The organism is Tenacibaculum sp. SDUM215027, from assembly GCF_050566205.1.
In the GTDB taxonomy this organism is placed as follows: Bacteria; Bacteroidota; Bacteroidia; order Flavobacteriales; family Flavobacteriaceae; genus Polaribacter.
The window spans coordinates 197,840-213,454 of sequence record NZ_JBNXUE010000006.1; the positions used below are offsets into that span (position 1 = coordinate 197,840).

15 protein-coding genes and 1 other RNA gene are annotated in these 15,615 nt (G+C 32.2%); 11 read left to right on the forward strand and 5 right to left on the reverse strand.

The window, feature by feature from the left end:
• The first annotated feature begins 177 nt into the window (after positions 1-177).
• The 8 genes from murQ (at position 178) to ACQYZ7_RS14200 (ending at position 7,321) form a co-directional block, all read left to right on the forward strand.
• Positions 178-993, forward strand: a complete 816-nt coding sequence (gene murQ, locus ACQYZ7_RS14165; RefSeq protein ID WP_430730376.1) for an N-acetylmuramic acid 6-phosphate etherase — start codon at positions 178-180, stop codon at positions 991-993.
• Positions 986-1,225: a DUF6095 family protein gene (locus tag ACQYZ7_RS14170; protein WP_430730377.1), complete on the forward strand. Its 240-nt coding sequence runs from the start codon at positions 986-988 to the stop codon at positions 1,223-1,225. Before murQ ends, ACQYZ7_RS14170 begins: the two co-directional genes overlap by 8 nt.
• 30 nt (positions 1,226-1,255) lie before the next feature.
• A complete protein-coding gene (locus tag ACQYZ7_RS14175) occupies positions 1,256-2,281 on the forward strand; it encodes a D-alanine--D-alanine ligase (protein ID WP_430730378.1) in 1,026 nt (341 codons plus the stop codon).
• Between the two features lie 88 nt (positions 2,282-2,369).
• Entirely contained in the window at positions 2,370-3,326 is a 957-nt protein-coding gene (locus tag ACQYZ7_RS14180; protein ID WP_430730379.1) for a hypothetical protein, read from the forward strand.
• 48 nt (positions 3,327-3,374) lie between these two features.
• The gene (locus ACQYZ7_RS14185) at positions 3,375-4,094 is read left to right on the forward strand and encodes a hypothetical protein (RefSeq protein ID WP_430730380.1); all 720 of its coding nucleotides are present in this window, start codon (positions 3,375-3,377) and stop codon (positions 4,092-4,094) included.
• A 5-nt stretch (positions 4,095-4,099) separates the two neighbouring features.
• Positions 4,100-5,176, forward strand: coding sequence for a hypothetical protein (locus ACQYZ7_RS14190; protein WP_430730381.1), 1,077 nt, complete (start codon positions 4,100-4,102; stop codon positions 5,174-5,176).
• A gap of 16 nt (positions 5,177-5,192) precedes the next feature.
• Positions 5,193-6,140 carry a hypothetical protein gene (locus ACQYZ7_RS14195; RefSeq protein ID WP_430730382.1) on the forward strand — a complete coding sequence of 316 codons (948 nt, stop codon included), beginning with the start codon at positions 5,193-5,195 and terminating at the stop codon, positions 6,138-6,140.
• A gap of 35 nt (positions 6,141-6,175) precedes the next feature.
• Complete coding sequence (locus ACQYZ7_RS14200; protein WP_430730383.1) at positions 6,176-7,321, forward strand: gliding motility-associated C-terminal domain-containing protein; 1,146 nt, start codon at positions 6,176-6,178, stop codon at positions 7,319-7,321.
• On the opposite strand, the gene ACQYZ7_RS14205 is transcribed toward ACQYZ7_RS14200, so the two are convergent.
• Complete coding sequence (locus ACQYZ7_RS14205; protein ID WP_430730384.1) at positions 7,322-7,816, reverse strand: DinB family protein; 495 nt, start codon at positions 7,814-7,816, stop codon at positions 7,322-7,324.
• Between the two features lie 239 nt (positions 7,817-8,055).
• Here ACQYZ7_RS14205 and ACQYZ7_RS14210 point away from each other — a divergent pair, with 239 nt between their 5' ends.
• Positions 8,056-8,778 (forward strand): hypothetical protein, encoded by a 723-nt coding sequence (locus tag ACQYZ7_RS14210; RefSeq protein ID WP_430730385.1) that lies wholly within the window; start codon positions 8,056-8,058, stop codon positions 8,776-8,778.
• A gap of 54 nt (positions 8,779-8,832) precedes the next feature.
• Here ACQYZ7_RS14210 and rny read toward each other — a convergent pair whose 3' ends face one another.
• From rny to ACQYZ7_RS14230, 4 genes are all read right to left on the reverse strand, one after another.
• Positions 8,833-10,398 (reverse strand): ribonuclease Y, encoded by a 1,566-nt coding sequence (gene rny, locus ACQYZ7_RS14215; RefSeq protein WP_430730386.1) that lies wholly within the window; start codon positions 10,396-10,398, stop codon positions 8,833-8,835.
• Between the two features lie 48 nt (positions 10,399-10,446).
• Positions 10,447-10,555: non-coding RNA, 6S RNA (ssrS, locus tag ACQYZ7_RS14220), on the reverse strand.
• 58 nt (positions 10,556-10,613) lie between these two features.
• Complete coding sequence (locus tag ACQYZ7_RS14225; protein WP_115901276.1) at positions 10,614-10,901, reverse strand: cell division protein ZapA; 288 nt, start codon at positions 10,899-10,901, stop codon at positions 10,614-10,616.
• Positions 10,902-10,916: 15 nt separating this feature from the next.
• Positions 10,917-11,207 (reverse strand): hypothetical protein, encoded by a 291-nt coding sequence (locus tag ACQYZ7_RS14230; RefSeq protein ID WP_303506352.1) that lies wholly within the window; start codon positions 11,205-11,207, stop codon positions 10,917-10,919.
• Between the two features lie 148 nt (positions 11,208-11,355).
• On the opposite strand from ACQYZ7_RS14230, the gene ACQYZ7_RS14235 reads away from it, so the two are divergent.
• Positions 11,356-13,053, forward strand: a complete 1,698-nt coding sequence (locus ACQYZ7_RS14235; protein WP_430730387.1) for a M23 family metallopeptidase — start codon at positions 11,356-11,358, stop codon at positions 13,051-13,053.
• Between the two features lie 6 nt (positions 13,054-13,059).
• Complete coding sequence (locus ACQYZ7_RS14240) at positions 13,060-15,504, forward strand: carboxypeptidase-like regulatory domain-containing protein (protein WP_430730388.1); 2,445 nt, start codon at positions 13,060-13,062, stop codon at positions 15,502-15,504.
• Positions 15,505-15,615: the final 111 nt, after the last annotated feature.

Consider the following 15,615-nt stretch of genomic DNA (forward strand, 5'->3'; position numbering starts at 1 on the left):
GGTGACAAAAATCACCTGCTTTTTTATTAAAATAAACCAAACAAATTATTAAACAATAATGTCCCCTGAATTACTATTTAATCCCCCATAACATTGCTTGGCTCATAGTTAAGACACAAAAAAATTATAATCGTCACATTCTAATTTCTTAAAATTTTTAATTAGTAAATTTGAAGCATGAAGTTTACCAAAACAACTGAACAAGAATCTAACTACAATGATTTAGAAAAAATGAGCATTTCTGAATTATTATCAAATATTAATAAAGAAGATAAAACAGTTCCTTTAGCTGTAGAAAAAGCACTTCCACAAATAGAAAAACTCACAGAACAAATTGTTCTGAAATTAAAAGAAGGTGGTCGATTATTTTACATCGGTGCTGGTACTAGTGGTCGATTAGGCATTGTAGACGCAAGTGAATGCCCTCCTACTTTTGGTGTTCCCCATGAATTGGTTATTGGGTTAATTGCTGGCGGTGATTACGCCATTAGAAAAGCTGTTGAGTTTGCAGAAGATTCTACTAACCAAGGTTGGAAAGATTTAGAAGAGCACAACATTTCTAATAAAGATGTTGTAGTAGGTATTGCTGCATCGGGCACAACCCCTTACGTAATTTCTGCTCTAGAGAACTGCAACAAAAAAGAAATAATTACTGGTTGTATAACTTGTAATAAAGAAAGCCCATTAGCATTAACTGCCCAATATCCTATAGAGGTAGTTGTAGGTCCAGAATTTGTAACAGGAAGCTCTCGTATGAAAGCGGGAACTGCTCAAAAGTTAGTGTTGAATATGCTATCTACAGCCAGTATGATTCAATTAGGAAGAGTTAAAGGGAATAAGATGGTTGACATGCAACTATCCAACAACAAATTAGTAGATAGAGGAGAAAAAATGTTAGCTTCTGAATTAAATATCGACCAAAAGACAGCTAGCGAGATGTTAAAAAAATACGGAAGTGTTCGTGAAGCTATAAAAAACTTTACAAATGAATAAACCTACTACTTTTGAAACTGGTATAAAAAAGCTTTTAGTTTTTTTAGGCTTACTTATTATTTCTCCTTTAATACTAAGTGTTGCCTTTAAAGCCTTACGTGCCTTTAAAGAAGCTCCTAAAGTTTTTATTGCTTATGGTTTACTAGTCGTTGGTATTTTACTAATACTATTTACCGTATATTATGGTTTTAAAACATTTAAAACCATATTAGACCATCTTTTTAGCAAATAACTTTTGATAAAAAATAGTTCCATAAAAAAAATGATAAATTGGGAGCATTGGCCATCAGCCATGTTTTACCTCCCTAATCTTCCTTACGCTTTTTATTTAGCTTTTAAAGCTAAACACTTAGCATTTTTTAGTGCTACTAACCCTTGCATAAAAAGCTCTGGAAACGGTACTGAAAGTAAATATGAAACCATATTATTGGTTCCTGAAAAACACCGACCTAAATCAGTTTTAATAAAACCAAACACTGATTTTGAAACAGTCTGTAAAAAAATACAAAAGCAAAAAATCAACTTCCCATTAATAGCAAAACCAGATGTAGGTTTTCGAGGGTTATTGGTTGAGAAAATAGCTTCAAAAACAGCCTTAAAAAACTATCTTGAAAAGTACTCTATTAATATTATCATTCAAGAGTTTTTAGACTATAAAAATGAATGTGGAATTTTTTACCACAGAAATCCAAAAGATGATTCTGGTAAAATCTCTTCATTAACTCTAAAACGTTTTCTATCTGTTACAGGAGATGGTGTTTCTACATTAAAAGAGCTTATTCTTGCTGATAAAAGAGCTAAATTATACATCGACTTATTTACTAAAATTCACCAAGATAAACTGACAGAAATCCCTATTAAAAATAAGATTCTTAAACTTACAGCTATAGGTAATCATTCAAAAGGAACACAATTTATTAATGGTAATCATTTAATAAGTGATAAACTAACCACCACTTTTGATGAGCTTAGTAAATCAATACCAGGTTGGTACTATGGACGAATTGACTTAAAGTACAATACCTTTGAAGAATTAGAGAAAGGGATAGACTTTAAAATACTAGAAATCAATGGTATTATAGCAGAGCCTACACATATTTATGATGCGGAAAACTATACCTACTTAAAAGCTTTAAAGGCTATAAGAACCCACTGGAAATCACTCTTTACTATTGCTATTACAAATCATAGAAGCTTCAACACTCCATACAAAGGTTCTATAAGCTTTCTTAATGAAATTATTTTATTAAAAAAGTATACAAAAAAAATCAAACGTCTGTCTAAATAGAAAATCTTTTCTATCTTTGCAAACGAATACATGTTCATGTATTATAAGAATCCCCCCGAGTCTTAAGAACAATTAATTATTTGACTGAATGGAAAGAAGATTACTTTTTTCTTTGATTCTTATTTGTATGATAATGCCAACTTTTTCTCAAGTTAAAGTTGGAGATAATCCCTCTTCTATACATTCAAGTTCAATTTTAGAATTAGAAAGCTCAGACAAAGTATTAGTTATTAGCAGAATGACAGATACTCAAATGAATGCTATACAACCTTTACGTGGTGCCTTAGTCTTTAATACTGATCAAGATTGTGTTTTTATGTATGATGGAACTTCGTGGATAAGCTTATGTGATGGTAATTCTGGAAACACAAGAGAATCTATTAAAGTTACAACCTCTTCTACTCCACCATCTGATAATAATATAGGTGATTTCTGGATTAACAATACTCTAAACAATACTACTAGTATTTGGGATGGAACCAATTGGATTTCTATAGATAACAACCCAAGAAAAGGTAACGGAAGTCCTAATGCGAGCACAGCTCCTAACCCAACACCTGGAGATGTATATGTAGATACAACTACTGGTATAATTTATGCTTATGACGGTACAACATGGGTAACATCTAACGCAACACCTTCTGCTAATAACGGACTTTTTATAAACGCAAGTAACACTATTCAATTAGGTGGTATATTAATTCAACCCACTACCATTGAAACCAACGCTACAAACACATTAGCTATTACAGGTTTGCAAAATGGAAACACTACAGCCGACGATATAGTTACAGTAGATAGAACTACTGGTGTTTTAAAAAGAGCTGCTGCCTCTAACCTACTAAGAGAAGAAATTACAGATATTATAGCTACCAATGGACAAGTAACTTTTACGGGACTTACTTTATACACAACTGATAAAATTAATGTGTACAGAAACGGAGTTAGAATAGACTTTACTGTTAATAATTCCACAACAATTACCATAGAACCTGATGCTACATGTTATGCAGGTGATGAAATACGAATAGTTCAATTATATTAATAAATAACCAATAAACAAGTTTAATAACGCAATCAATTACTCAAAATTATGAAAACAATTACAAACAAATTAAAAGTAGCATTAGTTGCCGTTGGTTTCTTAGCCGTTGGTACTGTTAGTGCGCAAACTACGACTGGTGATATTACTGTACAAGGAGCTACTACTCTTGGTAATAATGGAGGTGTAGTAAAATTAGTAGATAATAAAGGAACCATTAAGTACTTACAAGCGGAGAATGGTTTAACTTCTTTTACCAACACAACGCCTAATGGTGGTGTAGTTACTACTTGGCAGTTAGGTGGTACGCTAACTGAAAACACATATATTGCAGCTGGAACTGGAACAGAATTTGCTTTAGATGGATTAGAGCTAGTTACTGCAGGTACCGCTTCTACAAATGCAGTTGATCGTGAATCTCATGATGGAGATGCTGCTGCTGGTGGTACAGGTTTTACAGTTTTAATTAGAGATGAAGATTCTGGTGCTATCCAAAAAATACAATTAGCTGATTTATTTCAAGTTTCAGCAATAAGAAGAGAAGCTACTCCTCCAACTAACACTGCTGGACCTACAGAAAATATTCTTGTAGCTGGTTTACCTGTTATTGATGCTACAAATGAAGCTAAATTATTTGTATTCAGAAACGGAGTAAAATTACGTTGGAATACTGACTTCACTGGAGCTACGGCTGGGTCTATTGATATAAATATATCTGCTGATCTACCTCTATATGCTGGAGATGTTATTGAAGTACACTACATTAATTAATATTAATGTCTAAAAACATTAAACATATAAAAACATTTATACTAACTTTTGCATTGGTACTATTCACTTTTAGTATCAATGCACAAGAAGTTAGGGTTGTTGATAATAAAGGAACTATACAAACAGTTAACAACAATACTGTTACTACCTCTACAACTACACCTACACTTCCAGTTGAAAATGATGTTTGGTTCGATACTACCAACAATCAAATAAAAATATATGATACTGTAGACGGCTGGAAATTAATCACCTCTACATTAGCTTCTCAAAACATTTATACTGTTGATGGTGCTTTAACGAGTAGTCGTATACTAAACGGTAATACAAACAACCTAACTTTCAATAATATTAACTTCTTACAACTATTTAGCACTTTTGGTACACAAATAAGTTCTACAGGAGGCACAATGCAAATATCCTCTGGAACTTCTTCTCAAATTTCAGCAGGTACAACAATGCAACTTTCTGCTCCTAATAATATTATTTTACAAAGCCCTACGGAGTTTAACAACACATTATTAGATGTTAATAATTCTGCTGGAACTTCTGGTCAAGTATTAACTTCTACAGGTAATGGTGTCCAATGGGCAAACAGCCGACAAAACACTGTAACAAAAACATCAAATTTTTCAACTAGTACACCCGCTACATATTCTTTTCCTGTAGGCTATACACCTATAGAAAATGATTTTTTTATTTATGATTTAGCTTCAGGAGAGCATAGTACAATATACATATACAATGATGGAGCTTGGGAACAAATAGCTCCTACCAAAGCTTCAAGAATATTCTACCCACCATCAATTGCAATAGATGCTAGTACAACTGGTTCAGGTAGAACCATCAATTTATATACACAATATACAGCTCAATTTAATAGTCCAGCTATCGGTAGTGCTGGTGCTCCTGCGACAATACCTACTTATAATGCTGATGAATTATACTATTACGTCACCGATTACGACACGTCTATCTTAACTGTTAATAGCATAGATAATAACGGATTAATGACTTATAGCGTAGACAATACCCCTACAAATGACAACACAATTATCAATGTTGTTTTTGTGGTTAAATAATTCAAAAAGAAACCGTATGAAGTGGTTACAAACATTATTATTTTTCTTTTTTGTAGTGTTATTCACTTCTGTTTCTGCACAATCTATAAACGATTACAGAACTATTACAAATGCAACAGGAAATTGGACTACTATTACAAATTGGGAAGTTTATGATGGTACAAATTGGGTAGCTGCTACTTACTATCCTGGTCAAGCAGTCGGCACAAATAATGTTACAATAGTTAATGGAGCTAGAATCACACTTGACACCACAATCGCTTCTACACAACCTATTAACTCCGTAACTATTGGTAACGGAAGTGGTACAATTGAAGAATTAATTCTTCAAGGTAGTCAAGGAGTCAATACGACAGAACTTAATATATTAAGTGATGGATTACTTCGTTTTGCTACGAATGGTAGTGATCAAATCAACTTACCTGAGAACACTAGTATAAATATCGAGCCATCTCCCCAATCAACACTTGGTATTGAACATGGACTATACAATCAAAATAAAAAAGGTCAAGATTGTAATGATGCTGCTGATAAAGTTGTTATTGGTAGTGTAATTTATTCTGATTGTAAAGGATCTGGACCTCGCCCTTCTTTTGAAGAAGTAAATAATAATGGAGGTACAACAACCCCTACATTAACTGTTCAAATTACTTACTCCGGAAGTTTATGTGTTTCAAATACACTTAATTTAACTGCAACACCTGGAGGTACTGCTTACAATTCAAGTAATACAACAACATACACTTGGAGTAGTTCTCCATCAACAGGTAATATAACAAACCTTAATTCAAATAATACAACAGCTTCTCCAACCACAAGTGGAATTATTGTGTATGAAGTAACTGTTAGTAATTCAGGATACACAACATCTAAGACTTTAAGTTTATTGATAGAAAATTGTCCAGCCCCTAGCCCGAAGAAAATTATTACCAACCGCCGTATAACTTACAGAGTAAACAAATAATGTTCTACAAAAAACACATATCGTTTATTTTTTTTATGAGTTGTATAGCTATCACTACAGCCCAAACAGCCTTTCATAATTCAGGAAATGTGCAATTACATGATGGAGCTCAAGTAGGTTTCCATACCAATGTTATTAATGATGGCACACTAGATAATTATACGGGGTTTGCTGGTTTTTATGCAGATAGTGAAGTTAGAACTATTTCAGGTACTAACAGTGTTACTTTTTTTAATGTAGAAATTGATGCTCTACAAAACCTAGAGTTATACAACTCTCTAGGAATACGCAATCAATTAAGCTTTATTAACGGACAAGTGATTACTCCTAGAAACAATACTAGTATAACACTTAACTTTATTGATTATGACTTTTATGCAGGTGAAGATAATGAGCGACATGTTAATGGATACACCTCTTTAAAACAAGGAAATAAAAATACTTCTAGCTTTACCTTCCCTGTGGGAGATGGAACAATGTTACGCCCAATGAGCTTACCTCATACAGACAAGTATTATATTTTTAAAGGAGCATACTTTTACGAAGACCCAAACTTTCCTACCACTTTTACTGCTAATTTTTTAACAGATCAGAAACAAGCAGTAATTGAAAATATTAGTAACATTGAATTTTGGGATTTAGAAGGGAAAAATGAAACTCGTATTACATTAACTTGGAATAGCCGTAGTGATATAAGCTCTTTGGCTAATCAAGTTTCTCAGTTAATCGTTGTAGGCTGGAGTAAAACAGAAAATCAATGGGTAAATTTAGACGTATTAGAAGTTACTGGAGATTTATTAGAAGGAACAATTACATCAGCTGCTTTTGTTCCAGATAATTACGAGGTAATTACTATTGGTTCTTTACTAGATGATGAAATTAAAACTGATAATAATAATATTTTAATTTCTCCGAATGGTGATAACCTTAACGACTACTTAGTTTTTGACGAAGTAAATGAATATGCTCACAACAAACTGGTAATTTATAATCGCTGGGGAAATATTGTTTATCAAACTGAAGATTATAAAAATGATTGGGATGGTACTTCTAATGGTAGATCAACCATTAATAGAGAAGATAAACTTCCTGCAGCAACATACTTTTATTATCTAGAGTTAGGTGACGAACCCAATGCCTATCAAAAATTAAAAAAAGGCTGGGTATACATTAATCGATAACTACCTTACCAGTTCTTTCTTTGGTGTTGTAGGATTGTACCCAAAATCTGTATCAGGTAATTCTATTCCCAATTGATTTATAATAAAACCTATGCTTGCAAAATGATGTATTGCATGGCTATGTGCTTGTATCAAAGCACTACCTAACGTATAATTTGCCGTTACTTTTCCAGTACCTAAATCATCTGTAACAGAAATAATTGTGTCAAAATCTTCTGTTTCTAAACAGTATAATTGCTCAATTACTTGATTAAAATATGCTATTCCAGACTCTGTTTTTTCTTCAGCCAACTGATTGCGTTCTCTATCAGAAAAATCAACACATCTTTTATCCAATCCATTAAAAATACAGACGAAAACATCTAAAATATGTCTCATATTAGCACCTATACTCGAATAATATGGTGGAATTGATGTATTACTGTACTGTTCGTCATTAATTGCTTCTAATAGTTTAATTCCTCTTTGTAAATTTTTATCAATAGCTACTATCATTCGTAAGTATAAGTTTTCGAGTAAGTCGTATAAATATAGAACTTTTTACGTGGACAAATAAATTATTTTTCACACCCAAAATAAAACACTATAAACCAATAAGATAAAACAAAATAAAGCTTCTCACAACTGCTTAAAGTTAGTGTTAAAATATTTTTTGGCACGCTCTTTGAAAATTATACAACAACTGCGGAAGCTGAAAAGCATATAGAGTAAGCATAACCCTAAAATTAGCAATTATGAGAACAGGGATACTTTTATTATTAGCAATGATGTCATTAACAACAGTAAATGCCGACAACATTGAAAAATCAACTAGCAAAATTGGGGTTACAAACCGTTATAATGATGCTGTTACCTTTGTAGAAAGAGGAATTCAATTCCATGTATTTTTAAACGGAGATTTCGACTTTAACACCAACTACAATAGATATTCTGACTTCAGTGTACGTATTAAACGTGACAGAGGCGGTCGTATTAGAAGTGTAGGTAATGTTTACATAAACTACGATGCCAGAGGAAATGTAAAACGAATTGGTAACGTATTTATGAAATATAAGTTTGGTAACTTATTTAAAGTAGGAAACTTACATATTCAATATGATAGATGGGGAAATCCAAGATTTAGAGGATTTGTAAAACCTGGATACCGCCATCACTATAATGATGATCGTTATTATTATAATGATGGAATTGATGTAAATATAGATATAAACATAGGAGATATTTTTGATTATGATGATGTTTATTTTTACAGAAAAGATTTTGGAAGAAACTATCGTAAGTATAGAGAAGACAATGACTATTATTACTATAGAGCCTTACCAAATGCTAAAATTGGAAAGCGTAATAAAGTTATAAAAAGACGTAAACACAAAGTTTACAAGAATAAAAAGTATAAAAACAAACATAGAAAAGGAAAGCCTGAGCAAAGAGGTAAATCAAGAAGAAACCATGATTAAACAAAAATCCCTCATCATAATTGATGAGGGATTTTTTATTATATAATCTAAATATTATTTTGCTACGTTAACAGCTCTAGTCTCTCTAATTACAGTAACCTTAACTTGACCTGGGTAAGTCATATCATTCTGAATTTTTTGAGAAATATTAAATGATAATTCAGCTGCTTTAGTATCGTTTACCTTTGCACTTTCTACCATAACTCTTAATTCACGCCCTGCTTGAATAGCATATGCTTTTTGCACTCCATTAAATCCAAAAGCAATATCTTCTAAATCTTTCAAACGTTGGATATAAGAATCTAAAACTTGGCGACGTGCACCTGGTCTTGCTCCAGAAATAGCATCACATACTTGAACTATAGGAGCCATTAAACTCTTCATTTCAATTTCATCATGGTGAGCTCCAATTGCATTACATACATCTGGTTTTTCACCATATTTTTCAGCCCATTGCATTCCTAATAATGCGTGTGGTAATTCACTTTCTGTTTCTGGTACTTTACCTATATCATGCAATAAACCTGCACGCTTAGCAGCTTTTGCATTTAAGCCCATTTCAGCAGCCATAATACCACAAAGATTTGCAACTTCACGTGAGTGTTGTAACAAGTTTTGACCATAAGAAGAACGATACTTCATACGTCCAACTGTTTTGATTAATTCAGGGTGTAAACCATGAATTCCTAAATCGATAACAGTACGCTTACCAACCTCTATAATTTCTTGAGAAATTTGCTTTTCTGTTTTCTTCACAACCTCTTCAATCCTTGCTGGGTGAATTCTTCCGTCTGTTACCAGTTTATGCATTGATAAACGAGCTATTTCACGACGAACAGGGTCAAAACAAGATAAGATAATTGCTTCAGGAGTGTCATCTACAATAATTTCAACACCAGTTGCAGATTCTAAAGCACGAATATTACGTCCTTCTCGACCAATTATTCTACCTTTAACATCATCTGATTCAAGATTAAATACAGATACACAGTTTTCAACTGCTTGCTCTACTCCTACTCTTTGAATAGTGTTTAACACTACCTTACGAGCTTCTTGTTGAGCAGTCATTTTCGCTTCTTCTATGGTGTCTTGAATAAAAGACATAGCATCAGATTTTGCTTCATCTTTTAAAGATGCTACCAACTCTGTTTTTGCTTCATCTGCAGATAGTCCAGAAATTTGTTCAAGCATATCCACATGGCGCTTGTGCATTTTTTCTAATTCAGATTCTTTCTTTTCTAAGAAATCTAATTTATAATCAAAATCAGCTTCTTTCTTTTCTAACTGCTTATTAAGTTTTTTGTTTTTGTCTAGCTCTGATGATACTTGGCTCTCTTTATCTCTTACTCTTTTTTCTACATCAGAAACTTTCTTTTCTCTAGATAAGATTACTTTTTCGTGTTCAGACTTCAATTCTATAAACTTCTCTTTAGCTTGTAAAATCTTATCTTTCTTTATTGCTTCGGCTTCTACTTTAGCTTCTTTTATAATGCTACCAGCCTCTTTTTTTGTTTCCTGTATTAATTTATTTGCATTAGATTTCTCTAATATTTTAGCAATAAAAAAACCTACTGCTACACCTATAATTCCTGCTAAAACAGGAAATAATATTCCCTCCATAATTTTGATTTGATTGTATAAAAAAAGCCTACATTAATAGGGTTTTAAAAACTCCAAAATAACAAGTTTAGGATTAACTGATTGATCAAGGATCCGAGGTAAAATCGGCTTGCTTTACTAACCACGACTCATCCTTTATAATTGAATAACGTTGAGTTTAACAAACAATGTACTAATGTAGGCAGTATATTAAATAATATATTTTAAAGAACGTTTTATAAATGATCTTCTAGCAAGTTAGTCAATTCATTTATCTTTTGCAATACTTCGGTGTTTTCTTTAGTATTTTTTAACGATACTATTTCTGCTTTTGAGGCAAATTGTAAAGCGCTCATTGCTAAAACATCTTGCTTATCTGCTACCGCATAACTTTCTTCAAACTTAGCAATTAATTCATTAATGCTTTTCGCTGCTTTACGTAATCCTTCCTCTTCATCAGTATTATTCACACTCAACGGATACGTTCTACCAGCAATTACCACATTAACTTTTATTTTTGCCATGTAAAGAACTTTATATTATGTGTTCAAAAGAGTAATACATTTATCAATCTCTCGAACCAAAGCATTTATTTTGAGTTTTGTTTCTCTTGTATTTTCGTTACTGCCCTCAATAGTTTTAGCAACTTTCAGCAAATTAAATTGTTTTTGCTGTTCTTTTAGCTGCTTCTCTTTTTCTTGTAATAAAACTTGTAACTCTGCGTTATTTTGAAGTAAAACTTTATTTTCTTCTTTCAAAAACTCATAGTTCGAAAGTAAGTTCTTCAACTTATCTTCCAGTAAATGAATTGCTTTTAAAGGGTTACTCATTTATTTTAGAGAATAAAACTATATTCACAAAGTTATTAATATAACTTATAATTAGCAACTCTTTTAGTGTTTTTTACCAAACCGTTGATTTTGAACCTTTAAGGTTTTTGATAGATTTTTACTAGTTTTGCTTTAAAACTATTGCATTTTGAAATTTTACTTTTCTCTCATTTTATTAGTCATTTTTGTTTGTGGACATGCTCAAAGTCAGTATCCACGAAATTACTTTTCAAATCCTTTAAAAATTCCTGTAGTATTGTCTGGTACCTTTGGAGAATTACGAAGTAATCATTTTCATTCTGGAATAGATATTAAAACCCAAGGAAAACAAGGTATTCCTATTTATGCTCCTGCAAATGGATATATTTCTCGTATAAAAGTACAGCAGTATGGTTTTGGAAAAGCTTTGTATATAACACACCCTAATGGTTATACTACTGTATATGCGCATTTAAAACGATTTGAACCAAGTATTCAACAGTATGTAAAAAGTATCCAGTATAAAAAAGAAAAGTATAGCACAGGAAACCTTTTTCTTAAGTCGGATAAATTCCCTGTAAAAAAAGGGCAACTTATTGGTTATACTGGAGATACTGGTAGTTCTGGTGGTCCACACCTACATTATGAAGTTAGAAATACTAAAACAGAACATATTATCAACCCAATGCACTTCGGTTTAACAGCAAAAGATGATAAAACTCCTACAGTTCAAAAATTAGTCGCCTATCCATTAAGTGACGACGCTCGAATTAACAACTCTGCTTTAGAGTCTGTTATTTCTTTTAAAAACAAGGGAGATGCTAATTATGTAGCAGAAAAAATTACAGCTAGCGGTACTGTTGGTTTTGGTATTAGTGTATTTGACCGATTAAATGGTGCATTGAATAAAAATGGAATTTATAGTTTAGAAATGAAGGTAAATGGTAAGCGTGTGTATTATCATGATGTTGAAACCTTTTCTTTTGCTGAGAGTAAATATATTAATCTATTAATCGATTACAAGCATTATAAAAAATATAGAAATAGAGTACAAAGAACACATAAAGTAAAAGCAAACAGACTTAGCCTATATGAAGGTTTAGTAAACAATGGAAAGATTCATATTGAAAACGGAGCTAATTACAATATTGAAATCATTGCAAAAGATTTCAAACACAACACTTCTAAAGTAAGAATCCCAGTTAGAGGGACTGCAAGTAATTTAGTTTATAAGCAAAAAGATACCACAAACTATAAAATTATAGCAGCTAACTTTAACAAGTTTCATCAAAAAAATGTAACAATTGCTTTTCCTAAAAACACCTTTTATGAAGATTGCTTTATTGATTTTAAGGTTGAAAATGGTACCGCTAAAGTTCACAACCCTACAATTCCTTTAGACAAGCGTTATACACTAACTTTTGAAACTTCTTTTTTAACAGAAGATCAAAAACAACATGTATACATTGCCAATGTTACAAACCCTAGATATCCGAGATATACATCCACAAGGAAAAAAATTGACAAAGTGTATACTACAACCAAGAGTTTAGGTAATTATGCTTTGCGTTTTGATACTGAAAAGCCAACCATTCAACTATATAATTTCAGTAATAACCAATGGATTTCTAAAAATAAAACTCTAAAAGTTAAAATTGGAGATCAAGAAACTGGTATTAAAAATTATCGTGCTACTATTGATGGTGAGTGGGTTTTAATGGAGTACAATCATAAAAAAAGAATACTTACTTACGATTTTAATGATAAAAAGTTGGTAGGTAGCAAACATATTTTTAAACTTGTAGTCTCTGATAATGTGGGTAATACTGAAACAGTTTCAGCAACATTCTTCAGAAAAACAAATTAAACAAGCTTGAAAAAACTCATTCTTTTATTACTGTTCCCTTCACTAGTTTTTGCACAAAAAACAGCTACAGTAAAAGGAATCATTACCAATAAATTCAATACACCTATTGAAGGAGTTGCGATTTCTTATTTATCAAAAGGAACTACTACCGATGCTAACGGAATGTATCAATTTACTATTCCTATACGAAAAACAGTAACCGTTACATTTACGCATGTTTCATATAAAACTTTAGTAAAAAAGTTCACCTCTCGAGGGAAAAAAAACTTTAACTTCTCTCCTACTTTACGAATTAAAAGTGAGGAACTAAAAGAAGTAATGATTAAAAATCAACAAAAAGAAGCACAGGGAATTACCAAAATAAGAACCAAAAAAGTTAAAAGCATACTTGGTGCTAATGCCGGTGTTGAAAATATATTAATGACGCTTCCTGGAGTTAGTAACAATAACGAATTAAGCACCCAATACAATGTTCGTGGTGGTAACTTTGATGAAAACCTAGTATATGTTAACGGGATTGAAGTCTACCGTCCATTCTTAATTCGTTCTGGTCAACAAGAAGGATTGAGTTTCACCAATCCTCATATGATTCAAAATATTAATTTTTCTGCGGGTGGATTTCAAGCTAAATATGGTGATAAATTATCTTCTGTTTTGGATATTACATATCGAAAACCAACCAATTTTGGCGTTCAACTAGATTTAAGTTTATTAGGAGGTAGTTTTACTATTGAAGATACTTTTGCTAACAATAAGCTTAGTGCTATAGTAGGTGTTCGTTATCGTGATAATAGTTTATTTGTTAATAGTAAACAGACAGAAGTTAACTTCAGACCCCGTTTTACTGATGTACAATCATTTTTAAGCTATCAAGTTACCAATAAACTCACTTTAAATTTCTTAGGAAATTTCTCTCTTAACAACTATAATTATAAACCACTAACTCGTAAAACCCGATTTGGAACTTTAACGAATCCGCTAGAATTAATCGTTTTTTATCAAGGGCAAGAAAAAGATCGTTTTCAAACCTTATTTGGAGCTTTTTCTGCTGATTATCAAGTTAACGACAATCTAAAACTTACAGGAACCATTTCTTCTTTTAACACACAAGAAGAAGAGTACTTTGATATTGCTGCTGCTTATGCCATAGGAGAAGTAAATAGCAATATTGGTTCTGAAGATTTCGGTGAAGTTGAATTTTCTCAAGGCATCGGTTCACAAATTAACCATGCTCGTAACGACTTAGATGCTTTAATTAATAATATTCAACTAAAAGCTACTTTTAAAGAGGGTAATAATGAATGGAAAGCAGGCATAAAATATCAAGCAGAAAACATAAAAGATCGTATTCGTGAATGGGAAGTTATAGATTCTTTAGGTTTTTCTGTTCGTCCGCCACATCACATACCTAACAACCAACCATACGAACCTTTTGCAGGTCCTATCGAGCCTTACAGAAATGTGAGAGCAGAAAATGAAACAGACATCAATCGTGTTACTAGCTTTTTACAATTTAGCAGGAAAACTACTTGGAACGAGCATCAAATTTGGATGAATATTGGAGTTCGTTCTCATTATTGGTCTATAAAAACAGCTTCTACTAATAACTATTCTCAAACAATTTTTAGCCCTAGAGCACAATTTGCCATAAAACCTGATTGGGAAAGTGATGTGTTATTTAGGGTTTCAGGTGGTTGGTATTCACAACCTTCCTTTTATAAAGAATTACGTGACTATGACGGTCAAGTACACCCTGAAGTGAAAGCACAAAAGTCTATTCATATAGTTGCTGGGAATGAATTTAGTTTCAACCTATGGGAACGCCCTTTTAAATTAGTCACTGAACTTTACTACAAAGATTTATCAAATATAAATGCGTATTCAGTAGATAATGTCCGTATTCGTTATCGTGCTGATAATGTTACTGATGCCTACGCCTTCGGGTTAGATGTTCGTTTAAATGGAGAATTTGTTCCTGGTAACGATAGTTGGGTAAGCTTTGGATATTTAAAAACCGAAGAAAACATTAACAATAGAGGCTACATTGCCAGACCTACTGATCAACGTTTAAAATTTGGAGTACTATTTCAAGATTACGTACCCAATTTACCTGACTTAAAAGCTTACTTAAACTTAGTTTACAACACAGGCTTACCTGGTGGTGCTCCTGCTTATGCTGATGTATATCAGTTTCAAAATAGATTAAACGATTATAAACGTGCTGATGTTGGTATTTCTTATGTTTTTGCAGATGCTAACAAGCAACATAAAACTGGTTTTTTACGCTGTTTTAAAGAACTTACAGCTGGTTTAGAACTCTTCAATATTTTTGATATCCGTAATTCCAACACCAATACATGGGTACGTGATGCCTATAGTAAAAATCAATATGGAATCCCTAATTACATGACTGGTAGAGTCCTTAATTTTAAATTAGGAATGCAGTTTTAATTTTTTTTATAAAAGACCTCTTTTTAACTAAAAATTAGCAAAAAAACTTCCTGAAACGCTTTGAACACATAGTACTTTAGCTTGTGAAATTTAAAGCGGTATGAAAACTCT